Consider the following 21,145-nt stretch of genomic DNA (forward strand, 5'->3'; position numbering starts at 1 on the left):
CGGCGCAGTGGGGGACTGGCTGGACGCCGGGACGCTCGAAGATGTCTGGGAGGGCGAGATGTGCGCAGTGAGCCTGGGTGCCGTGGACGTCCTGCTGTGCAACATTGACGGCCAGGTGCACGCCTATCAGGACCGGTGCCCTCATCTGGCCAACCCGTTGTCGGAGGGCGAACTCCGGGACAACATCCTCACCTGTGCTGCCCACGAGTGGGTGTTTGACGCACGGACCGGCGACGGAGTCAACCCCGAAGACGCGTGCCTACGCCGTTTTCCGGTGCGAGTGGACGGCGACCGCATCTTGGTGCAGCTGGGGCAGGTCGGATGAGAGCGGCCGAAAGCGTTGGCCCAGTCCTGCACTCAACGCCGTTCGCACGCACGGTCATCTCGGCCATCCGGGACGAGAACGAACAGGTGATCGTCCAGGACGAGGGCGCCTACCTACGCGTGCTGGTCCCTCGAATCTGCCGACTGTCGCGGGCAGCGCTCGAGGCAGTGACGGGGGTGACCGTCCGATTTCCCGGTGAGCTGGAGGTGGTGATGTCGTCGTTCACGGGCGTAATGCAGCTGACGGAGGATGACGTGGTCTGGCAGCTCGCGGGTGAGCCATCGTGACGCCGCCGGATCGGCCGCCGAGGCGCAAGACCTACACCCGACTGGCGACGGGCCGGCGCATCCCGACCGAGTACGAGCTGATGAGCACCGACCTCCACTACAACCACCCCCGGCGCTTCGAACTGCCGGCCGGCAACCCGGTTGTCGACTGGTATTACCGCAATCGCGAGGGCTCCGCCCTGCAAGAGTGCGACTGGGAGCAGTTCGCCGACCCGCGCCGCACCACCTACCAGATCTACACCGGGCTGCAGGACGGTCGCGAAGACGTCGTCGACGGCCTGCTGCGGGAGGTCGACGACACGGCGTACGACACCCAGCTAGACGACGAGTGGGTGAGGTTCCTCGACCGCTGGTACTCCCCGCTGCGCTTCCCCGTGCACGGGCTGCAGATGCTGGCCGCCTACGTCGCGCAGATGGCGCCCTCCTCAAGGATCACCAACTGCGCCTCCTTCCAGACAGGCGACGAGATGCGCCGGGTCCAGCGGATCGCCTACCGCACTGTGCAATTGGCCGGTCCGCCGTTCGATGACGAGTCCGCGGCGCGACAGCGGTCGGCGTGGGAGGAAGCTGCCGCGTTTCAGCCGCTGCGTGAACTCATCGAACGTGCACTGGTCGCCTATGACTGGGGCGAATCCTTCATCGTGACCAACGCAGTCATCAAGCCCCGGATCGACCGCCTCGTCAACCAGAACATCGCGGGCACGCTCGCGACCGCGAACGGCGACCCGATCCTGACGAGCATCCACTTCTCGCTCGACGAGGATGCTCGCTGGCATCGTGACTGGACTGCGGCGCTGTTGCGGCACATCGTCGACGACAACACCGCCAATGCCGAGGTGGTGTCGGGCTGGATCGAGAAGTGGAGTCCGCTGGCGTCCGAGGCGCTGGAAACCTTCGCCGGCGTCACCGCGGAGGCGCCGGTGCCGTCCGACCCCAGCGCGGTGGCCGCCCGCATCACCGACGAGGTGTCGCGTGAGTTGAGTGCGGCGCTGGAGCGCTGACGGGTCTCGCGCGAAACCGAGTGACCAATGTTCGACCTGCGGGGAGAAGCGATGGCCGCTCGAGGTGGGACATGCACCCATACAGCGACAGCAGATGCACCTCGACGTCTCGGTGAGTGAGTTGGACGACGCGGTGGCGCGTGCCGTCGCCCTGGGTGGGCGGCAGACCGGCCACCAACCACCACCATCGAGGTGGCGTTCTCCTCGACCCCGCCGGGCGTCCGTTCTGCCTCACCACCGTCACACCGGACTGACGTCAGCGCATTGCGGCCACGGCGTCCGCGACGTCGCCGTACACGTCGAAGAGGTCCAGCTCGCCGGCTGTGCGTAGCGCCTGCATCACGATGCCGTTGCTTGCGACCACGTACAGGCCGACGTCGACCTCTCCCGCCCGGCGCGCCGCCTCGACGAGGGCGGGGACGGCGTCGACACCCAGCACAGCCAACCCGGACAGGTCGAGCACGATTGCCCGCGCCCCGTTGCCGATCTCACGGTCGAGATGATCGAGCAGCGTGTCAGCCGTCGCCGGGATCAGCACGCCGGACGCTTGCAGGAGCGGCACCGCCGGCCGGATGACGTCCAGCTGGACGGTCAACGGCGGGATGTTTCCGTCAGCCGAATCGTCGCGGTCGTCTGGCCTGGTCACAACTCCAGTGAAATGCACGCGACGGCGGACAAACCGTACGGATTGCGCAGAACATTGTTCGATTGGCGCGCAATAGTGACCAGAAGGGTCAGCGCCCACGCAAGGTGTCCGACGGTGTTTCGCCGAACTTACGTTGATACGAGTTGGCGAAGCGTCCCTGATTCACGATGCCCCACCTGTAGACGATGGCGCCGACCGTCGTGTCCTCAGCGGCCGCCGACAACAGGTCCTCCCGTATCTTGCGCAGGCGGACCGCGCGGAGATAGCCCGTCGGCGTCGTGTCGAGGGAACGTCGGAAGCCCTCCTGCAGCGAACGGACACTGACGTGAACCTCCTTGGCCAACAACGGTACCGACCAGGCTCGCTCCGGTGAGGTCTCGAGGAGTTCGACGACGTCGCGCACAGCGCGTGGTGGGGCGGCGCTGGCGTCGCGCAGGAGCGCGTCGCTGTAGTTGTGCCGCTGGGCCAGCAGAAGTCCGTCCATCAAGGCGGCCTCGATGCTCTTCGCGGTGAGCGGATTCTCCAGAATCCCATGGGGACGACGTGCCTCGCGGTTGGCCAAACGCAGCAGCCGTAACCACCCGCGACCCTTCGGCGTGGTCAGATCCATCGCGGACTCGAAGGCGAGCGGCTTGCCAATCGGCACGTCGAGATGCTGCTCGAGTCTGGAGTTCAGCGCTGCCCCCGGGAAGTCCAGGCACAGCTGCGTACAGTCACCCCGCCAGTGAATCGCGAAGGACTCATCGACTGAGAAGATCGCCGCCTGCTCCTCGGTTGTAACAATCGGTTCGCGCAATCCCGCTTGTGATTCGGCGACCCCAGTCACGGGGACGGCAACATGATACGTGCGTGACTCGACAGTGCGAAATCCGATGCAGCGGCCGAACGTGACTGTGCTTGTGGTCATTTCGTCGACCCGCGCGGAGTCCAGGCGCATGTTCAAGCCTGCCAGCGGCTCCATCGGCCACATCGCCATCGGCAGAAACGTATGCTCCATGGCCCGGCGGGCGTCGTCGAAGTCTGTCGTGCGCACCACAACTCGCCGTGGCGGCATAGCCTTGACAGGCGGAGCGGTCATGTCTGCACAGCCTTCGCTGTTTCCGGCCCTATCGCTTAGGCCTGGCGGCGTGAATGCCGTCGATCGGCTTCGTCATCCCGGGACGACGAAATGACCGACGACGGCTGGCGCCGCGTATCCCTGGCCCAAGTGTCCGGACCGTCCACCGACGAGGTGCGCCAGCTGCGCGCACGCCTGGACGGTCTGACGATCCGCGACGCTGTGACTGGCCTGGCGAGCAACGGCGGCAAACCAATCGCTAGGGCATGCTTAGGGCACGATTACTCGCGCCGCAACCGAAAAATACAGTTGACCTGCGAAGATTCTGGTGCCCCCTGCAGGTTTTAACTCTGCCGGATTACCGAGTGTAGAGACCACGTGGCAATGCCCGCTGCGGTCGGTGCAGTCTTGCATGCCCAGCATTGCCCATATTGTTGATCCGAGCGGCACGGATGACAGCATCATCAAACGCCATGAGTTCGTCAGGTGGCGGGTCGGTCGCTCCGAACGGGTTCGGCTGGTCGGTCAGCGGCTCGGCTGGCTGCCAATGGCTCCGCCAAGCGTCGGTGCGGGCGGGCGATCCGCAGGGCGTGAACGTGTGGGCCGGTACCGGATTCCGCAACGCCAAGTCGGCCACTGTGGCCGACATCATGGCTGGGCTCACCTAGCGAATTCAGCCGCCAGTCAGTTTCGGGCTGCGATCATGACAGCCAGGATGCGTCTACTGGTGGTCGAAGACGAGCAGCGCCTGGCTGCCGGCCTGCGAAAGGGGCTCGAGGCCGAAGGCTTCGCCGTCGATGTCGTACACAACGGCACCGACGGCATCTGGATGGCGCGCGAAAACCCGTTCGACGCGATCATTCTCGACGTCATGCTGCCCGGCGCCAACGGCTATCAGGTGTGCCGGACGCTGCGCAGCGAGGGCAATTGGACGCCCATCCTGATGCTGACCGCGAAGGACGGCGTGTTGGATGAGGTCGAAGGCCTCGACACTGGCGCCGACGACTACCTAACCAAACCGTTCTCCTATGCGGTGCTGATCGCGCGGCTGAGGGCACTGCGTCGCCGAGGTGCGCGACCCCGGCCGACCATGCTGGAGGCCAGCGATATCCGGCTGGATCCGGCAACGCGGCGGGTGTGGCTTCGCGACGAGCCGATCGACTTGACTCGAAGAGAGTTCGCGATCCTGGAGTACTTCCTGCACCATCCCGAGGAGGTGCTGGCCAAGCGCGACATTCTTGACCACGTCTGGGATTTCGACTTCGACGGTGACCCGAACATCGTCGAGGTCTACGTGCGGCGACTGCGCATGAAGCTGCACCGGGCTGGGGATTCGCCGGTAATCGAAACGATTCGGGGAGCCGGATACCGGCTTGTCGCTCATGGTGATTGATCGCGTACTGGCGGCGGCTCGGCGTACTCGAGCTCGCATCGGCACGGTTCGGGCGGGCACCACTGCCGTAGCGATCGTAATCGTCGCCATTGCACTTGTTGCTGGCGCCATGGCGCTACTCACTGTGCTGCGCGGCACGCTGATAGACGAGGTGAAGGATGCTGCGGGTGCACAGGCGCTCGAGGTGGCGCGCCAACTCGATTCCGGCCAGCTGCCGATCTTGGAGGTTGCCCCCAGCGACGAGCAGTTGATTCAGGTGCTCGGCCCGGATGGCTCCGTGCTCGCGTCGAGCCGCAATGTCACTGGTGAAGCCGCAGTGGCACGATTGCGGCCGGGCGAGTCCGAGCAGGTCCTCACTCCGCTCGACAACGAAGAGTTCATGGCGGTCGCGGAGGGCGCGCAAACCTCCGCCGGGCCACGCACGGTGTTGGTGGCGAGGGCGTTGATCGGTGTCTTCGAGACCACAGCGGTGGTCACCAAGGTGCTGCTAATCGGATTGCCGTTGTTGTTGTTTGTGGTGGCGGTCACGACTTGGGTGATGGTCGGCCGAGCCCTCGCCCCGGTCGACGCGATGCGTCGCGAGGTGGACGAAATCTCGGCTGCACAGCTGCATCGCCGTGTGCCGCAGCCGGATGCCGACGACGAGATCGGCCGATTGGCCGCCACAATGAACCGGATGCTGGCCCGGCTCGAAGATGCCCGAAACAGTCAGCACCGCCTTGTTTCCGATGCCTCGCACGAGCTGCGCTCGCCGATCACCACGATCCGCCAACACGCCGAGGTCGCGCTAGCACATCCTGACGGAACCACCACCGAGGAGCTGGCCGAAGTGGTGCTGGCCGAGGAAATGCGGATACAACGTCTGGTTGAGGACATGCTGCTACTGGCCCGGGCCGACGAACACGTCCCACTGCCGCGCGCCCCGGTCGACCTCGACGATCTGGCTTTCGAGGAGGCGGGCCGCCTGCGATCAACGACGTCGTTGCGGGTGGACACGGCGGCCGTGGAGGCGGCCCGGGTACACGGGGACGCCGACGCCCTGGGGCGGCTGTTGCGCAACCTCGGCGAAAACGCCGCTCGGCATGCGTCGGGTCGGGTCGACATCACCCTCGCCGATCTCGGCGACGACGTGGTGCTGACCGTCGACGACGACGGGCCGGGCATCCCCGAATCAGAACGCCAGCGCGTCCTGCAACGCTTCGTCCGCCTAGACGAGGCCCGCTCACGCGATGACGGCGGCAGCGGCCTCGGCCTGTCGATCGTCGACGAGGTGGTCCGGGCGCACGGCGGCTCGATGTCGATCACGCGGTCCCCGCTCGGCGGCGCCCGTATCCAGGTGAGGCTGCCGGCCGACGAGTGGTGACCGCGTTCAGGCTGCTGTCAGGTGATTCGGGGCAACCTGTCGACCATGAAACTCAAGAGCATTGGAATCGTGACGGCTGTCGGTGCGGCGGCGGTCGCCATCGGGACCGGAATCGCGGCAGCACAACCCGACGACGGTGAGGGCACGCCCATCACCGATGACGCCCTGACCAAGGCCAGCCAGGCCGCGCTGGCATTCACCGGTGGGGGAACCATCACTGCCACCGAGGCCGGGGACGAGGAGAGCTTTTACCAGGTGGAGGTGACCAAGGCCGACGGGAGTGTGACCGACGTCAACCTCAACCAGGACTTCATGATCGTGGGCAGCAAGACGGAGCCGCCGGGGTCCGACAACGAGCCCGACGGCGACGGCAACTAGCCGACCATGAACGCCACCGGTCGCCGGCTCGTCACGCTAGCGATCTGCACGCCGATCGTCTCCGCACTCAGCGTCGCGTGCAGCGGCGGTCCGGCACCGGTGGCCGCGGACTGCATCAAGGTCGTCTCTGAATCCGGCGAGCGCACCGACGAGTGCCTGCCGGTCGCGCCGAACAGTCAACGCATCGATCTGGCCACCCCGACATTCAGCCACCCGACGCCGATCACGAACCCGCTGCATCCGACCAGTCGTGTCGAGCAGGTCATCTTCGGCGGCCACGTGGACAACAAGCCGTTCCGCACCGAGGTGACCCTGCTGCCGGAGATGAAGCCGACGCCCTATCGCGGCGCGACGATCGACACGGCGCTCATCCAGTACGTCGCGTACCTGGACGGCCGGATCCAAGAGGTGGCCATCGACCGGTACGCGCAGGCCGACGACGGGTCGGTGTGGTACTTCGGTGAGGACTATTCCGCTTTCGAGGACGGCAAGGTCACCGACACCGAAGGAACCTGGGTGGTCGATGACAAGACTCCGGCCGCGCTGATCATGCCGGCGCATCCGCGCGTGGGTGACGTGTACCGCCCGGAGAACGTACCGGAGGTGGTGTTCGAGGAGGTACGTGTCGACAAGGTCGACATGAACGTGCCCGGTCCAAGCGGAAACATCAGCGGCGCAATGGAAGTCAACGAGCTGCACATGGACGGCACGCGGGAGGGAAAGATCTTCGCTCCTGGCTACGGCGAGTTCTCCACCGGAGACCCGGGCGGTGACCTGGAGGCGGTGTCGCTCGCGTCGCCGACGGATCGGAGGCTGGATCCTGCTCCGGCCGAATTCGGCGCGCTCTCGGCCGCGGTTCGAGCGGTCTTCGAGGCCGCCGCCGATTCCGACGCCGAACGTGCAAAGCAACCAGCTACGACGCTGGATCAGGCGTGGGGTGCTGCGCTGACCAAGGGCATTCCGCCGCAGTCGCAGTCGCAGATGAAGAGGGACATGGGCGAGCTCGCCACCGCCGTAGACGTCAAGGATTGGAAGTCCGCGCAGTCGGCTGCGTTGCGGGTCGCCCAGAACGAGCTCGACCTGCGGCTGCTGTACCAGCGGGTGATCGATGTCGACCTGGCCCGGATGGCCATATGGGCAGATCAGCTTCCGATCGATGTGGCAGCCGATGACGCAGGCGCGGTGCGGGCCGATGTGGCTGCGCTGGAACGTGTTTGGGAGCGCACCCGCCACGGCGTCGATTCGGCCGGAGGGGTGGACACCGCGCTGCAGCAGTTGCGCAAGGTGGCCGATGCTGAAGACCTGTCCGCTGTCGACGGCGCCGCGGCCGCGCTCAAGCAGGCAATGGCGGGGCTGCACGTCCGCTAGAGCTCCCGCAGCACCGACGCCGGCCGCACCCGGGTGACGGCGGCCAGCGCTGCGGCCATGGCGGCCGTCGACGTCATCGCCATGAACACGATGAACACCGCGAGGGCACCCGTGGGGATGGTGAGCAGCGGCGGGGGAAGCGCGAAGAACAGCGAGAGCACCCGGACCTCGAGCAGCGCGAGCCCCAGCCCGACCGGAACGCCGATCAGCAAGCTTCCCAGCACTACGAGCACGCCTTCGGTAGCCGGTCCTGCGATGACCTGGGACGTGTCGGCGCCCACGGCCCGAAGGATCGCGAACTCGCGGCGGCGTTCGAGCACGAGGAATGCGCCGAGCACGGCGACTCCGACGGCGGCGATCAGCGCGGCTCCGAGCGCTTCGATGCGACCGAGCCCGGCGAGGTTCAATGCGGTGAGGCCCCGCTGGAACGGGTTTCCGACCGTCGTCACGCCGAATCGATCGGACAAGGCTCCGCGGAGTTCGGCGGCCACCGCATTGGTCGATCGCCCGGCCGAGACGCGGGCGAGGTAGAAGTCCGGGGGCGCCGGCACCGTCCGTGGTATCGCGGCCGTGGACATGACAAGCTCGGCCGGCTGGTCGGGTGGCGGGCTCGTCGGCGGAAACGAGCCGTAGACGCCGAGCACGTGGAGCTTCAGGTTGGTGCTCTTTTCGAAGTCGTCCGGATAGATCGTGATCGGCAGCGTGTCACCGGGTCCGACCTCGAAATCGATGGCGAGCTCCTTGAGCAGGAGGACCCCACGCGGGTCGCCGCCGAGCGCCTCGGGCCCCTGACCCTGCAGGATCCGCGGCGCCATCGTCGACACGTCGGGATAGGTGGACAGGTCGATCGCCATGATCGTCTTGCGGTCGCTTCCCGCCTGCGCGGGGACGAGGCGGAAGGGGCTCACGGCGGCGGTCCCCGGCCCAAGGGGCGGTAGCCTGTTCGTCGGATCGGCCGGTGTGAGGCGCATATCGGAGCCCAGAGCCGCCCGGGCGTCGGCCGCTTTCGCGGTCCGATACGTCGCCGCGAACCCCAACACCTGCGTGCCGAACGCCACCGCCAACGCGCCTAGCATGAGTGCGACGGCCATCCGCGCCGGACGGCGGCCCGTCCATCGGGTGGCCGCTGCGCGCCACGAAGGCAACGGCTTCGACCGCCCCCGCTCCGCCCGTCGACTCAAGATCGCCAGCACGACCCGGACCGTAAGGAAGGTGACCCCGAGCCACAGGAAGATGGGTGCCAGCAGCACATAGAACGACAGCGCCAGGGACGTGCCTTCGATCGGGGTCTGCGACAGCCCGCCGGTCAGGCGGTTGATGCCGAGGATGCCCAACCCGAGGGCGATGAAGATCAGATCGAGGTAGGCCCGCTTCCACATCGGCGCCCACCCCCGCTCGAGCAGACGGCGTTCCACGGCGACTTCTGACCGGCGTTCCGTGCTTCTGAGCCGGATGAGCCGGATGACCGTGGTCAGTGCTCCGACGGCGAGCGCCAGGATCGCCGTGGTGGCGAGCTCTCCCGGCGCGACCCCGCGCCACACGGGTCCACCGGTCACCAAACTGACGGTGGCGGCTGCGACGACAAGTCCCACCACCGACCCCGCGAGCCCGACGACCGCCGCGTCGGCCGCGGCAAGGCGGAGCACCTGCCCAGTCGTGGCGCCCCGCAGCCGGAGCAGTGCCTCCTCACGCCGGTTGGCCTCCGCGAGGGCGGAACCGGCGGCGAGACCGAGCGCACCCGCCGCGAGCACCCCGGGAATCCCGAGCAGGAGGAACAGGATCTTCGCGTTGGTGGCGTCGGACTGGGCAGTCACCAAGGTCTCGGCGGCGTTGTCGGCAACCAGGATCGAGCCCGCCGCCCGACGCTCCAGTAGCGATCGAAGCTGCCCCGACCATGCGGTCGCGCGGCTCGGGTTCGGCGGATATGTGGCGTGGTCCACGGTCACGTGGGATTCCATGCTTACCGGCGGCAGATCGGTGGAACCGGGATCGAACACCGGGGAGATACCACCGTGGGTGGCCCACTCCTGCAGCACGGGCAGGATGTCGCGCGCAAAGGTGTTGAAGTCGATGACGATTGAGCGGGGAACGGCGACCACATCGCCCTGCACGTCGCCATAAGGGATTGAGAACCACGTTGTGGCCTGGCGCAGATCGACCGTCCCGCTGGCCGGGAGCGTGAGTGAAAGCTTCGGGGCGTCGCCGGGCAACGCGATCGAAACCGTTGGGGCCGAGGCGAATCCGGGAGTGTTGCGAAGTGCTTCATCCAGCAGCGCGCCACCGCCCGGCTTGCCGCTGACGACACGGAGCCAGGGTCGATCGGCGAAGTAGGAAGGGTCGACGGCGATCAGGCGCGCGGTCCACTTCCCGGCGCCGGGGGCCTCCACCACCACGTTGGTCGCAGCGAAGGGCTCGGCACGTGCCACTGCGGGCACCGCACCCAGATCGTGGCTGACGGACGTCATGTCGACGTCGAGCGACCTGCCCATCGCTCGCATCTCGATCTGCACCGGTTCCAATGCCACCCGCGTCATGGCACGATCGGCGTCATCGAAAAGCAACGTCGCCGCCAGCATCGCGACCGGAAACGCGACCCCCAAAGTGCCGAGGACGAGGCGTCTCGGCGCACGCCGGATGGTGCGGGCCGTCAGCCAGCGGATCACTGGACCCGCCCCGAGTGCATGGCCACCACGCGATCGGCGTGAGCCGCGACGGTGGGATCATGCGTGACCATCACCACCGCGGCATCGCGCTCGCGTGCGGCGGCAACCAGCAGCGCGATGATGTCCTGGGCGGTCACCGAGTCCAGACTTCCGGTGGGCTCGTCGGCCAGAACGACCGCGGGTTCGGCCACCAGGGCTCTCGCGATCGCCACCCGTTGCTGCTGGCCGCCTGAGAGTTGGTCGGTCAGCTTCACCGAGTCCTGCGCGAGTCCTACTCGTTCGAGCGCGTCGGCCACCCGGGGACCCCGTGCCGTCGGCTCGATTCCGTCGAGAAGCAATGGCACTTCGACGTTTTCGGCCGCCGTCGCCTGCGGAAGAAGCGCCAGGCCTTGAACGATGAAACCGCACGTTCGCCGGCGAAATCGGGCACGGGCACGACCCCGTAGCATCGCCCAGTCAACGCCGGTCACGCGCACGTGTCCCTCGTCGGGGGTGTCGAGTCCGCCGAGAAGATAGAGAAGGGTGCTTTTCCCTGAGCCGCTCGGACCGGTAACCGCTACGACCTCGCCCCTGGCGGCGGCGAGCGACACCGAATCGACGCCGCGAACCTCCTGCCCGCCGCCTCGATACGTCCGGGTCAACGTGAGCGCCTCGATCGCGGGCGCTTCAGGCACCATCGAGGATCTCGCCGTCGCGCATGATGAGGCGCCGGTCGGCCCGCTCGGCGACCTGCGGGTTGTGCGTCACGGTGAGGATGCTCGCACCCTCCCGCGCCTTGAGATTCGCCAGAAGATCGAGAACGCCTGCGGCCGTTGACTCGTCGAGCTCACCGGTCGGCTCGTCGGCCAGCAGCACCTGCGGGTGCGGTGCCAGGGCGACGGCGATGGCTGCTCGTTGCCCCTCACCACCGGACAACTGCCCTGTCCGGTGGCGGCGCCGGTCGGCGAGCCGGACCTCGTCCAGAAGCTGGTCCACCCGCGCCCGGATCTGTGCGCGACCTCGACCCTCGAGGCGCAACGGCAGCTCGATGTTCTCGGCGACGTCGAGAAGCGGGTGCAGGTTGTCCCGTTGGAGCACCACGCCGACCCGCTGACGGCGCCACCGAGCACGCGCGGGCGGCGGTAGCCGGGTGAGGTCTTCACCGTCGACGACCACCGCTCCTCCGCTGGGCTCGACGAGCCCGGCCAACACGTAGACGAGAGTGCTCTTGCCGCTGCCCGACGGTCCCATGACGCTCGTCCAGGTGCCCGGTTCGACGGTCAACGCCACGCCTCGAAGCGCGATGGTTTCGACTTCGGCCTCGCGATAGATGTGGTACAGCCCGCAGGCTTCCATCGCGGGGCCGGTTCGGTCGGTCACTTCGGCGCCAGGATGGAGACCAGCCACACGTCTTCTCGGTGGCCGTTGACGAGCCCGCCGAGCTTGACGAGCCCAACGCCCGGGGCGAAGTACTTGTCTTCGTCCTTGTTCAGGTCCAGCAGATCTCGGTCGTTCGTCACCAGCACGTCGGAATAGCGACCCGCTGGGACCTCGGCCGAGGCGCCGAGCTGCTTGATGAGGGCCACGTCCTCTGCAACCGTCGGCCGGTACTCCTGTCGGTAGGCTTCGCCCTGCCGCGGGCTGGCCTGCATGATGATGCCGGGTAGCGCTCCGTCGACGCCCGCCTCCCACGAACCGGCGGTGCTGGATACAACCCCGTTCGTGTACTCCTTTGTGTCCTCGCCGAAGTACCAGACGTTGCCCGCGGCGTCCTGCGCGTACCAGTCCGACGTGCGCTCCTCAAGGGCTCCCGTGACGATGTCCCTGACGACGATCGTCTTTACTCCGAAAATGTCCTTCGTCTCGTTGGTCACCGTCAGCTCGATTCGCAACGGCACCCCGTCGCGCTTGCCTTCGTAGATCATCACGGTCCCCGGAACTAGCGGGAAGTACCTGTTGGTGATCGTGTCGGTGAACTGAGTCGGATCGACCTTGGGGGAGTAGGGGGTCTGCATCAACGGCACCGTCCAATCCGGCGGCGACGGTGCCGCAGTAGGGCTGCCGGTGTTGGTCGAGCCCGTCTGCCCGGTCGGGGCCGACGTCGAGCCCTTCGAACCGCAGCCGGCCAGCGCGACCGCGGTCACGAGAGCGATGATGAGCCTGCGCATCGTGGTCACCTCCATCAATGATTTCGCCGTAAGCATCTGCTGCCGTTCCTGAACGGCATCTGAACGCCAGCCGGGCCGGTGACCGATTCCTTTTCCCGCCCCGCCCGGTCTATAACCGCATGGACATAACGCTCAATGACGTCGCCCGCGAAGTGCTCGATGGGCCGCACATCGCGGCGATCGCCACGTCGAACGCCGACGGGCGCCCACAATCGTCGGTGATCTTCGTCAAACGCGACGGCGACTCCGTGGTGTTCAGCACCATCAAGGGCAGGCTGAAGTCCCGCAACATCGCGCGTGACCCGCGGGTCAGCCTGCTGGTGATCGACGAGAAGGGGCGCTACGTCGAGATCCGTGGCACGGGGGAGATCACCGAGGACCCCGAGAAGCGATTGCTCTATGAGATGTATGAGCGCTACATGGGCGGCATGGCGCCAACGCCCGAGCCCGACGCGGAGCGGCTGATCGTGCGGATCACGCCGCAGAAGGTCTACCAGTTCCCGCCGGCGGCGGCATGAGCGATTTCATCCGCGACACCGAGCCGTTTCGCCGCGAACTGCTCGCGCACTGTTACCGGATGCTCGGCTCGGCGCACGACGCCGAGGACGTCGTCCAGGAAACGTATCTGCGCGCGTGGCGCGGCTATCGGGAGTTCGAGAACCGCTCGTCGGTGCGCACGTGGTTGCACCGCATCGCGACCAACGCGTGCCTGACGACGCTTGCGCACGGCAGTCGGCGCATGCTGCCGTCGGGTCTGGGCGCGGCGGCCGATGACCCGCACACCGAGCCAGTGCCGGCGTCAGATGTTTTATGGCTACAGGCGATTCCCGATGCCTGGGTGACGGACGACCCGGCCGCGGTCGTTACCTCGCGCGAGAGCCTGCGGCTGGCGTTGGTCGCCAGCCTGCAGCACCTTCCGGCCCAGCAGCGCGCGGTGCTACTGCTGCGCGACGTGTTGGCATTCCCCGCCACGGATGTCGCCGCGATGCTCGACATCAGCGTCGCCGCCGTGAAGAGCGCGTTGCAACGGGCCCGGGCGCGGATGCGCGACGTCGCCCCGAGCGCCGACGAGGTCATCGAGCCCACGGAGCCGCGGGCTCGCGAGCTGCTCGATGGGTATATGGCCGCCTTCGAGGCCGCTGACACCGCCCTGCTGGAGGCGGTGCTGCGCCACGACGCCGCGCTGGAGATGGTCGGGTCGCGGACCTGGTTCGCCGGCCGCGCGACCTGCTTGCCCTATCTTGCCGGAGTGGTTGGGGTGCCAGGTGATTGGCGGATGGTGGCCATCGCAGCCAACGGGCAACCCGCCGCAGCGGCCTACCGTCGTGACGAGGACGGCGTGCTGCGCGCGTTCGGGATCGCGGCGCTCGAGGTGACCGCGGGTGGGATCGCCCGCATTGTCGTGTTCGGCGATCCCGGCCTGGTCACGTTGTTCGGTCTGCCACTGGTCGACGAGTCTGACGCCGCAATTTTGCACGCAGGGTCGTGACGCCGCGTTATCCACAAACCCGGATGCAATCTTCGGATCTCGCGGCTGAATTGTCGGCGCTTATCGCGCCATCGCGACATGGACGAGGTGTTCGTCGGCAGTGCAGCGCTGGCGGGTGGCGGGCTTACCCGCGGACGCCTGCGGTGGAACTATCGCGCGATCTTCCCCGACGTGTACGTGCCGAAGCTCATCGTGCCCTCGCTAGCGCAAAACACCATCGGCGCGTGGCTGTGGTCTGGTCGCAGTGGCGTGATCACGGGTCGCGCCGCCGCGGCAATGCATGGCGCACTCTGGGTCAGGGCGGCTGCGCCGATCGAAATGATCTGGCGATGTGGCCGACCGCCGCCCGGCATCGTCGTCCGCAATGAGCGCATTGATGCAGATGAGATCATGCAGGTAGACGGCCTGTCGGTGACGACACCCGATCGGACAGCATTTGACCTCGCCATGCACCTGCCACGCGATCTTGCTGTCCAGCACCTCGATTCGCTCGCTCGCGCCGTCGGTGGCAGACGCGAAGATCGTCGTTGCCGCAAAGGGTTTCGATTCGACCGGCAGCAAGCTCACTGACGCGTACCGGGAGATTGCCGACGTAGCCAATCATCGGTTCGCACATCAATACGTCTTCGCCATCGTTGACGGCATAGGTTGGCACTCTCGACTAGCGGACCTGCGCAGGATCCACGAACTCTGGGTCAACAAGAAGATCGACGGAATGTACACACTCACCAGCCTTGACCAGTTCCAGGCCGACCTGCAAGACGCTGCGCGGCGGCTCGGACTGCTCGACGCGTGATGCGTCGCACAGCACCTTGGTGAGGATCGGTAATCGCAAGCCGATGCCCATCGTTGCAGGGGGACTGTTCGTCGCCGTCCACGTGTTCGCCAAATCGAGAAACGCCGTCTTGCCGATGGTTCGGGCGATCCGCACTTCGTGCGCGATCATCACCGCCGTCGCAAAGCGAATCATGTTGCGCGCGAAAATCGCTGACGTGTGCTCGTCGTCCGGCCCTTCGGTGAACATTCGCGCTTCCTCGTAGTTGGCTTTGATCCGCAATCGGTAGAGGTAGTCCAGCCATCCGTAGGCGCGGACGTTCTGTTCGCACGCGGCTTTCTCGGCGGTCGACAACTGCGCCGTCTTCCAGACCGGCATCGTCTTCGGCGGCTTGCCTTTCGCCAGCCGCGCGTTTTCGGCGGTCTGCCATTCTTTGCGCTTCTGCCGGATTTTCTTCTGGCGCGCTTCGGTCAACTGCTTTTCGACGGCGTCCTGGCGGGTCGTCCGAAGCGCCAGCGCCGCGATGTCCCAGCAGCTTGTCGAATCACACGCGATCCAGGAATGGACGTTGTCGATGTCGCGGTCTGGCCCGTGCGCGTACGCCTGTGGATCTCGGTTCCAACTTGATCCCGGTTTGGCGGCAAACGAGAACGGCGGGACGCTCGCCGAACGGTTCGCCCAGAAGGTGATGGCCTGTTCCTGGGTCTTCGGGTGGCTGGCCGGTCGGGGTTGACCGTTGGCGACCACTAACGCCTGCACCGACGAGTAGCCGACGTATACAGCTGGATGCATCCCCATGATTCGAGACGCGCATCATTTCGTCTTCACCGGCGAAACGCGTACTCATGGCCAGCAGCAGTTCCGTTCCCCATGCCCGGTTGAGGCAGCCCGCCAGTTCGTCGGCGTTGAACTGGCGCGGGCCGTTCGACATCGGGAACGCCGCGATGATGTCGTTCGCGATCTGTTTCAGAATTTGGTGGCCCTTACCCGGCCAGTACGGAAAACCGGCCAATGCTCCGAACGCGCACAAATAGTTTCTGTGCGACCCCGGCCTTACCGGGAGCGGCCTGCCGGGGGTGCGCCCCGCAGTTCGACGAAGACGGCGACGAGGCCGCCGCGCTGGCGCTGTGCGGCCACTGTGGGGCCCTGCAGCCTTGCCGGGCATGGTTCGACGGCCTAGCTCCTCGGCACCGGCCGGAGGGCGTTGTGGCCGGTCTCGTTCACCGCCGGAATCCGAAAACCAACCGCAGCACCATCACTGCGGAGGAACACTCGAGAAAGGACGCCTCATGACCCTGGCCGACATCTACGAAGGCTGGCACGAGCCCAACCCCGACACTGTCACGATCACGCCCACCGGGCTCACCGTGCTGGCCCGATTGCCGGACGACGATAGCGACACGGTGACCTTGAGTCTGGAGATCGTCGACAACCGGCTGGGCACATTCGTGGTGACACTCAGCCGCACAAACCTCCACTTGCTGCACACGACCCTGGAGCATGTCCTCAAGGCCACCGATGCCGAGGTGGAAGCCCTGAAGGGAACGCTGAAGCATGGTAGGGACGATGACTGAAACCATTGGGCCCCAACGGGTCAACGATGCGCGCGGCTGGCTAGTTTTCGACGGCGTGCCCGACGATCTTCGGCGCGCCGAGGACGCCACCCTAGGTGGCGATCCCGAGCGCATCGCCGGTGAGCTATTCGGGGTGTCGTTCGCCCGGCCTGCCACCAACGCCGAACGACAGCTGCTGGGGCACTTGGGTTACACCGTGCCCGACATCTTGCTCACCCGGGTCACCTGGCTGAGTAACGGCCTGCGCAACCGACGCTGGCCCCGACTCGAAGGAACAGGCTTATGACACAGACACCCGATACCGGCCCTGAGATCGACGCTGAGGCACCAGAACCCGATGCCGTGGCCGATGACCAGCAACCCTAGGTGGGACACGATGTCCCACCTGACACGACCGCCGACCCCGACGAGGGGCACCCGTTCAGCGCGGCCGACTACGAAGCCGCCGCCGCCGAGCTGGCCGCCGAAGGTGAACCCGAACCCAGCCTGCTCGACGGCCTGACCCCAAGCTGGCCAACCACATCCAGAAGCTCCGCCGCGAGGCAGCCGACAAGCGGGTCGCGATGACCGAACTCGACGAACAACTGCAGGCCGCCGGTACCGAGATCGCGACGCTGCAGGACTGGAAACAGGAACGGATCACCCGCGACGTGGAGGCACTGGCCGCCGGGCACAAGTTGATCGACCCCGCCGAGATCTGGCACCACGCCACGATGGCCGAGGTGCTCGACGAGGACGGCGAGATCAGCGAGGACACGGTGGCCGAGATCGTCGAAACTCGGGTGCCCGCGCATTGGCGGGTGCAAACGAAGTACCCGGCTCGCAACGCGTTCGCCTCCGGTGCAACCGGCCTGGCCGAGCCTCGGCCCACGTCCTGGCAGGCGGCGCTGGCCCGCCCACAGGAGTAAAGTTACTGCCAGTCGCTCCAGGAGAGCGCACCGCACGACCGGTCAGGTATCGGCGCGGTTGTCCACCAAATCCGTTCTCCTGGAAAGCTACCCATGACACTCCTCACCTCCGGCGACGGTGCGAGCATCCTTCGGCCCGAAGAAGTCGAAGCGCTCATCGTCCAACCACTGGTGCGAGGCTCCATCGCCACCACCGTATCGACGGTCGTTCAAACCGAAAGCCACAGCGTGCGCTTTCCCGTCGTCCAGACCGACCCCACAACCGCCTGGACCCAGGAGGGGCAAGAGATCGCGGTTTCGGATGCGAACCTCGATGAGATTAACTGTGTCCCATCGGCGTTGAAGGGCCTCACCGTCGTGTCCTCCGAGCTGGCCGACGACTCCGATCCGGCGGCGCTCGACGTTGTCGGGCAAGGGCTGGTTCGCGATCTTCAAACTCGTCTGGACGCCGCATTCTTCGGCGACACCACGACCCACGGGCCCAGCGGCCTGGAGAGCCTGTCCGATGTGCAGCTCGTCAACGCCGGGTCCTCGATCGCCGACCTCGACGTGTTCGCCGAAGCCATCAGCAAGGCCGAGCAGGTCGGCGCGACACTGACGGCGTTCGTCATGCATCCCGACATGCTGCTCACCCTCTCGACGCTGAAGGTGGCCACTGACTGGAACCAGCCGCTCCTGGGCATCGACCCGTCAAGCCCGACAAAGAGATCGGCACAGGGCGTGCAGGTGCACTGGAGCCCGGCGGTACCCCAAGGCAGGATCTGGGGCATCCCGAAGGCCAAAGTCTTTGCGGTGCTGCGGCTTCCGGTCAGCGTGGTCACTGACAGATCGGCGTACTTCTCCAGCGATCGCCTGGGCGTGCGCTGTGTGACCAGGTTCGGCTTCGCCTACCCACACCAAGCAGCCATTATCAAGATCGGACTTGGTGGCTCTTAACAAGACTAAGTGGGCGGCGGCGAATGTTCTGGAAAGCAGTGAAACCAGGAAACCAACCAACCCAGGCCCTGGCGATAACGCCGTCGTCCCACTTTGCCTGTCGCGACTCGGTGATGCGCATGCGCCGGGCGTGGCGTGCACCTTAGAACGCAAATCACCCCGCACGGCGATATACAGCCGGACGGGGTGAGGCGGTGCGGAGTCACGCATCTAGGTCATGGAGATCACCCGTAGGTCGGGGCGCCGCATCGGTCAAGCGTCAGCGCCGCCAGGTGTCGAGCCACAGCGGGTGATCCCTGGGCGTCGCCTTGGTTGTTGAGGGTGTCGGGGTGGTGGTGGTGTGGGCCACGCCGCAGGGATGGGCGGTCGGGGTGCCGGGAGTGCCGCCGCCGCCGGTGGGGTCGCTGCCGCCGCCGCCGGGTGGGGCCGGTGCCGCCATCACAATCGGAGCCATGCCGACCAGGCCCGCCACCGCCAGCGCGCCGATCGCCGCTGCCATCGTTGATCTGTTCATCATCTCCACCTTTCTCCTCGTCTGGGAGATTGCTGCACGGTAACCCCGCGAACGCTGTGGTACGGCGATTTAGCAGCAAAACGCAGAGATACTTCAGATTTATGCTTAGGTCAGCTAATGCGATTCAGATTGCGGGACCGTCACGGTCACAGCTTGGACTTCGGGACCACCAGGGACTTGTCGAACGGGGCGCTACCGCCCCGCTGGCCCGGGGTAGATCGTGATCGTGAACAGCGTGTCGACCGCGGCCCGCTTCTCGTCGTCGCTTAGTTCGTCGTCCCAGCAGATGGCTAGATGCGGTGGGGAGGGTACCCAGCAAACTCCGGGCGGTCGCCCGTATCGCATAGCGTGCCAGCCACGATGCAGTACGACCGGAATTTCTGGGCGGGAGATCAAGTCCGGCAGTAGAACTAGATCTCCACCTTTACCAAGAAGATCTAGAACGCCCTGGGCCACGTCAGAGAGGACGATTAAACCATGACCGCAGGCGACCAACTCCGCGCCGACATGGCCCGCGCCTTAGAGCACGCCGCCCGCGAGGCGGGGCGCGTGCTGGAGTTCGACGAGCGCGAGGCCCAGACGATCACCGGCGGCGGCGGCCGCCGATCGCGGCGATCAGCTGCGGGCCCTGTGGGATGCCGAGCTGGCCGGACAGACCCGCGCGAGCGTGGCGGTCAAGCTGGCCGCCGAGATCCGGCTGTGCGAGAAGCACGTCGTCGACCTGCTCGCGCGGGTGAACCCCGAACCGGGACAGGCGAAGTCCGACCGGCATGTCCGGGCGGCCCGGTCGCGATGGGATCGCGACCCTGTGCACATCCGCCGCCGGGGGCGGCCTGATGGCCCGCGACGCCCGCCGACAACCGGCCAGCACGCCGGGGTCTACACCATGCTGTTGGCACGCGAGGAACAGGAATCCCGCCACAGCATGCCGCACCATTCGAACGCCGCGCGTCTGGCCGCGCTGCGCACCGGGCAACCGGTCGACGTGTGCGCCGGGGATCTCCCTGCTGGGGTTCGTCCCGCCGGGAAGGCCTACTCCCACTGGTGGCTACGGGCGACCGTGACGGCAGACGGGGCGGTGTCCTTCTACGACGACGACGGGTCAATTTGGTTGGCGGAGAACGGGATCTGATGCGACGGGACTGGTAGCACAGACGGCGCAGCTGGAGGCAGATTTGTCACATTCGTCGTGTATGTTGATCACGACCTGGTTTTGGGTTTCGCGCGGAGGTGTCGGATCGTCCACCACTTTCGACGCCACAGTCCATATCGTCACCAACAAATTGATGATGGCAGCGACGAGGTTGATGTATGCAATAACCTCGTCACGGGTCTTGAGTGACCGCACCTGTCCGGCGACCAGGGGCGCTGCGGTATGCCTAACGGCTACGGCGAAGTCCTCCGGCGAGCGGTAATTTTTAGCGTCTCTCAATAGGCCGCCCAGAGCCTCATTCGCCATCGTGCTAAAGGCCGACCCCGGGGGAATCAGGTCCTTACCGAAGGCGTCCAAGATCGATTTAAGCCCTACGCCCGGTCCTGCGAGGTCCTTGCCGAAGGCATCGAACATCGACGTCATCGGGGCACCCGACGGAAACAACTCGTGCATCTTCAGGCCGACGCCCGGTCCTGCGAGGTCCTTGCCGAAGGCATCGAACACCGACGTCATCGGCGCACCCGACGGAAACAACTCGTGCATCTTCAGGCCCACACTCGGCCCAATTAGGTCTTCGGGGAACTTGAGCCCCACGACACCCGGCCCTGCGAAATCCTTGCCGAAGGCATCCAACATCGACTTCATGGCCGCACCCGGCGGAAACAGACCCTTTGTGAAGCCGTCCAGGCCCGAGAAAATGCCGCTTTGATCCGCCGCGGCGAGAATCCCTTGGCGCACGGCCGACGCCGTGTCCGCATCGAGTTTGCGCACTTGGCCACCTCTGCAATCGACGTGGCATATCACGCTACCCAGTCGGTCTGACATGCCGACCCGACGACACGCGCCACATATATATGTATTCGCGCGTCTCGCGATCTCCGTGTTCGACAGCTTCCACGGATAGACAGGTCGAGTTAGCTGGTCCACGCCAAACCGCCGGGACTATCGCACGTTAATCGCACGGCCTTTGGCCGGAACCCGCAAAAACCAACGCTGAACTGGGTAAATGTGTGGTGCCCCCGGCAGGATTCGAACCTGCGGCCTTCTGCTCCGGAGGCAGACGCTCTATCCCCTGAGCTACGGGGGCGGGTACTGGGTTACCGCGCCAATGGGCGTGCACAGATTAGCGTATCGACGCCCGTATTTATCGATTCGGGCCCTGACCACC

The 21,145-nt window shown here is 66.2% G+C and carries 26 protein-coding genes, 1 tRNA gene and 1 pseudogene; 19 read left to right on the forward strand and 9 right to left on the reverse strand.

The genetic code is table 11. The features are described 5' to 3' along the window. Window positions 1-7 precede the first annotated feature (7 nt). Genes QOC76_RS25140 through QOC76_RS25155 form a run of 4 tightly spaced genes read left to right on the forward strand, consistent with a single transcriptional unit; the run spans window position 8 to window position 1,944 of the window. Window positions 8-325, forward strand: coding sequence for a Rieske (2Fe-2S) protein (locus QOC76_RS25140; protein ID WP_526361549.1), 318 nt, complete (start codon window positions 8-10; stop codon window positions 323-325). Beyond that, window positions 322-612 (forward strand): MmoB/DmpM family protein, encoded by a 291-nt coding sequence (locus tag QOC76_RS25145; protein ID WP_526361551.1) that lies wholly within the window; start codon window positions 322-324, stop codon window positions 610-612. Before QOC76_RS25140 ends, QOC76_RS25145 begins: the two co-directional genes overlap by 4 nt. After that, the gene (locus QOC76_RS25150) at window positions 609-1,613 is read left to right on the forward strand and encodes a ferritin family protein (RefSeq protein WP_526361553.1); all 1,005 of its coding nucleotides are present in this window, start codon (window positions 609-611) and stop codon (window positions 1,611-1,613) included. Before QOC76_RS25145 ends, QOC76_RS25150 begins: the two co-directional genes overlap by 4 nt. Then, complete coding sequence (locus QOC76_RS25155) at window positions 1,594-1,944, forward strand: VOC family protein (RefSeq protein ID WP_526361555.1); 351 nt, start codon at window positions 1,594-1,596, stop codon at window positions 1,942-1,944. Before QOC76_RS25150 ends, QOC76_RS25155 begins: the two co-directional genes overlap by 20 nt. Here QOC76_RS25155 and QOC76_RS25160 read toward each other — a convergent pair. Then, window positions 1,870-2,259: an STAS domain-containing protein gene (locus tag QOC76_RS25160; RefSeq protein WP_526361557.1), complete on the reverse strand. Its 390-nt coding sequence runs from the start codon at window positions 2,257-2,259 to the stop codon at window positions 1,870-1,872. The two genes, QOC76_RS25155 and QOC76_RS25160, sit on opposite strands and share 75 nt — an antisense overlap. A gap of 88 nt (window positions 2,260-2,347) precedes the next feature. Beyond that, window positions 2,348-3,337 carry a helix-turn-helix transcriptional regulator gene (locus QOC76_RS25165; protein ID WP_526361559.1) on the reverse strand — a complete coding sequence of 330 codons (990 nt, stop codon included), beginning with the start codon at window positions 3,335-3,337 and terminating at the stop codon, window positions 2,348-2,350. Between the two features lie 452 nt (window positions 3,338-3,789). On the opposite strand from QOC76_RS25165, the gene QOC76_RS25170 reads away from it, so the two are divergent. The 5 genes from QOC76_RS25170 (at window position 3,790) to QOC76_RS25190 (ending at window position 7,818) form a co-directional block, all read left to right on the forward strand. Next, on the forward strand, window positions 3,790-3,984 hold the full coding sequence (locus QOC76_RS25170; protein WP_526361561.1) for a hypothetical protein: 195 nt from the start codon (window positions 3,790-3,792) through the stop codon (window positions 3,982-3,984). Window positions 3,985-4,031: 47 nt separating this feature from the next. Next, window positions 4,032-4,709, forward strand: a complete 678-nt coding sequence (locus QOC76_RS25175) for a response regulator transcription factor (protein WP_526361597.1) — start codon at window positions 4,032-4,034, stop codon at window positions 4,707-4,709. A 109-nt stretch (window positions 4,710-4,818) separates the two neighbouring features. Beyond that, complete coding sequence (locus QOC76_RS25180) at window positions 4,819-6,072, forward strand: sensor histidine kinase (RefSeq protein WP_526361563.1); 1,254 nt, start codon at window positions 4,819-4,821, stop codon at window positions 6,070-6,072. A gap of 45 nt (window positions 6,073-6,117) precedes the next feature. Further along, window positions 6,118-6,450 (forward strand): PepSY domain-containing protein, encoded by a 333-nt coding sequence (locus QOC76_RS25185; protein WP_526361565.1) that lies wholly within the window; start codon window positions 6,118-6,120, stop codon window positions 6,448-6,450. Between the two features lie 6 nt (window positions 6,451-6,456). Next, window positions 6,457-7,818: a hypothetical protein gene (locus QOC76_RS25190; protein WP_526361567.1), complete on the forward strand. Its 1,362-nt coding sequence runs from the start codon at window positions 6,457-6,459 to the stop codon at window positions 7,816-7,818. On the opposite strand, the gene QOC76_RS25195 is transcribed toward QOC76_RS25190, so the two are convergent. Genes QOC76_RS25195 through QOC76_RS25210 form a run of 4 tightly spaced genes read right to left on the reverse strand, consistent with a single transcriptional unit; the run spans window position 7,815 to window position 12,628 of the window. Further along, window positions 7,815-10,481, reverse strand: a complete 2,667-nt coding sequence (locus QOC76_RS25195) for an ABC transporter permease (protein WP_526361569.1) — start codon at window positions 10,479-10,481, stop codon at window positions 7,815-7,817. The two genes, QOC76_RS25190 and QOC76_RS25195, sit on opposite strands and share 4 nt — an antisense overlap. Continuing rightward, a complete protein-coding gene (locus QOC76_RS25200; protein ID WP_526361571.1) occupies window positions 10,478-11,155 on the reverse strand; it encodes an ABC transporter ATP-binding protein in 678 nt (225 codons plus the stop codon). Before QOC76_RS25200 ends, QOC76_RS25195 begins: the two co-directional genes overlap by 4 nt. Beyond that, window positions 11,148-11,840, reverse strand: a complete 693-nt coding sequence (locus tag QOC76_RS25205) for an ABC transporter ATP-binding protein (RefSeq protein ID WP_526361573.1) — start codon at window positions 11,838-11,840, stop codon at window positions 11,148-11,150. The genes QOC76_RS25200 and QOC76_RS25205 overlap by 8 nt, the downstream gene beginning before the upstream one ends. After that, window positions 11,837-12,628, reverse strand: a complete 792-nt coding sequence (locus QOC76_RS25210; RefSeq protein ID WP_526361575.1) for a hypothetical protein — start codon at window positions 12,626-12,628, stop codon at window positions 11,837-11,839. The genes QOC76_RS25205 and QOC76_RS25210 overlap by 4 nt, the downstream gene beginning before the upstream one ends. Window positions 12,629-12,747: 119 nt before the next feature. On the opposite strand from QOC76_RS25210, the gene QOC76_RS25215 reads away from it, so the two are divergent. From QOC76_RS25215 to QOC76_RS25255, 9 genes and pseudogenes are all read left to right on the forward strand, one after another. Further along, window positions 12,748-13,146: a PPOX class F420-dependent oxidoreductase gene (locus QOC76_RS25215; protein WP_526361577.1), complete on the forward strand. Its 399-nt coding sequence runs from the start codon at window positions 12,748-12,750 to the stop codon at window positions 13,144-13,146. Then, the gene (locus QOC76_RS25220; protein WP_526361579.1) at window positions 13,143-14,117 is read left to right on the forward strand and encodes an RNA polymerase subunit sigma-70; all 975 of its coding nucleotides are present in this window, start codon (window positions 13,143-13,145) and stop codon (window positions 14,115-14,117) included. The genes QOC76_RS25215 and QOC76_RS25220 overlap by 4 nt, the downstream gene beginning before the upstream one ends. 318 nt (window positions 14,118-14,435) lie before the next feature. Then, window positions 14,436-14,687: a type IV toxin-antitoxin system AbiEi family antitoxin gene (locus tag QOC76_RS25225; protein WP_526361599.1), complete on the forward strand. Its 252-nt coding sequence runs from the start codon at window positions 14,436-14,438 to the stop codon at window positions 14,685-14,687. Next, a pseudogene (locus QOC76_RS25230) lies at window positions 14,632-14,913 on the forward strand (hypothetical protein); the annotation flags it as partial. The gene QOC76_RS25225 and the pseudogene QOC76_RS25230, both read left to right, overlap by 56 nt. Window positions 14,914-16,181: 1,268 nt before the next feature. Beyond that, window positions 16,182-16,466 (forward strand): hypothetical protein, encoded by a 285-nt coding sequence (locus tag QOC76_RS25235; RefSeq protein ID WP_526361581.1) that lies wholly within the window; start codon window positions 16,182-16,184, stop codon window positions 16,464-16,466. Then, complete coding sequence (locus QOC76_RS25240) at window positions 16,459-16,752, forward strand: hypothetical protein (protein ID WP_526361583.1); 294 nt, start codon at window positions 16,459-16,461, stop codon at window positions 16,750-16,752. The genes QOC76_RS25235 and QOC76_RS25240 overlap by 8 nt, the downstream gene beginning before the upstream one ends. 80 nt (window positions 16,753-16,832) lie before the next feature. Beyond that, window positions 16,833-17,033 (forward strand): hypothetical protein, encoded by a 201-nt coding sequence (locus QOC76_RS25245; RefSeq protein ID WP_526361585.1) that lies wholly within the window; start codon window positions 16,833-16,835, stop codon window positions 17,031-17,033. Next, window positions 17,030-17,374: a hypothetical protein gene (locus tag QOC76_RS25250; protein WP_526361587.1), complete on the forward strand. Its 345-nt coding sequence runs from the start codon at window positions 17,030-17,032 to the stop codon at window positions 17,372-17,374. The genes QOC76_RS25245 and QOC76_RS25250 overlap by 4 nt, the downstream gene beginning before the upstream one ends. A 93-nt stretch (window positions 17,375-17,467) precedes the next feature. Continuing rightward, window positions 17,468-18,310, forward strand: coding sequence for a phage major capsid protein (locus QOC76_RS25255; protein ID WP_526361589.1), 843 nt, complete (start codon window positions 17,468-17,470; stop codon window positions 18,308-18,310). Window positions 18,311-18,569: 259 nt separating this feature from the next. Here the strand turns inward: QOC76_RS25255 and QOC76_RS25260 are convergent, their stop codons facing one another. Beyond that, window positions 18,570-18,824 carry a hypothetical protein gene (locus QOC76_RS25260; RefSeq protein ID WP_526361591.1) on the reverse strand — a complete coding sequence of 85 codons (255 nt, stop codon included), beginning with the start codon at window positions 18,822-18,824 and terminating at the stop codon, window positions 18,570-18,572. A gap of 667 nt (window positions 18,825-19,491) precedes the next feature. On the opposite strand from QOC76_RS25260, the gene QOC76_RS25265 reads away from it, so the two are divergent. After that, complete coding sequence (locus QOC76_RS25265; protein WP_526361593.1) at window positions 19,492-19,956, forward strand: hypothetical protein; 465 nt, start codon at window positions 19,492-19,494, stop codon at window positions 19,954-19,956. Here QOC76_RS25265 and QOC76_RS25270 read toward each other — a convergent pair. Both QOC76_RS25270 and QOC76_RS25275 read right to left on the reverse strand, forming a co-directional pair. Then, window positions 19,927-20,748: a hypothetical protein gene (locus tag QOC76_RS25270; RefSeq protein WP_526361595.1), complete on the reverse strand. Its 822-nt coding sequence runs from the start codon at window positions 20,746-20,748 to the stop codon at window positions 19,927-19,929. The genes QOC76_RS25265 and QOC76_RS25270 overlap by 30 nt on opposite strands. A gap of 240 nt (window positions 20,749-20,988) precedes the next feature. Then, window positions 20,989-21,064: transfer RNA gene (locus QOC76_RS25275), tRNA-Arg, on the reverse strand. Window positions 21,065-21,145 lie beyond the last annotated feature (81 nt).

Origin of the sequence: Mycobacterium sp. (assembly GCF_032159565.1) — a bacterium.
GTDB lineage: Bacteria > Actinomycetota > Actinomycetes > Mycobacteriales > Mycobacteriaceae > Mycobacterium.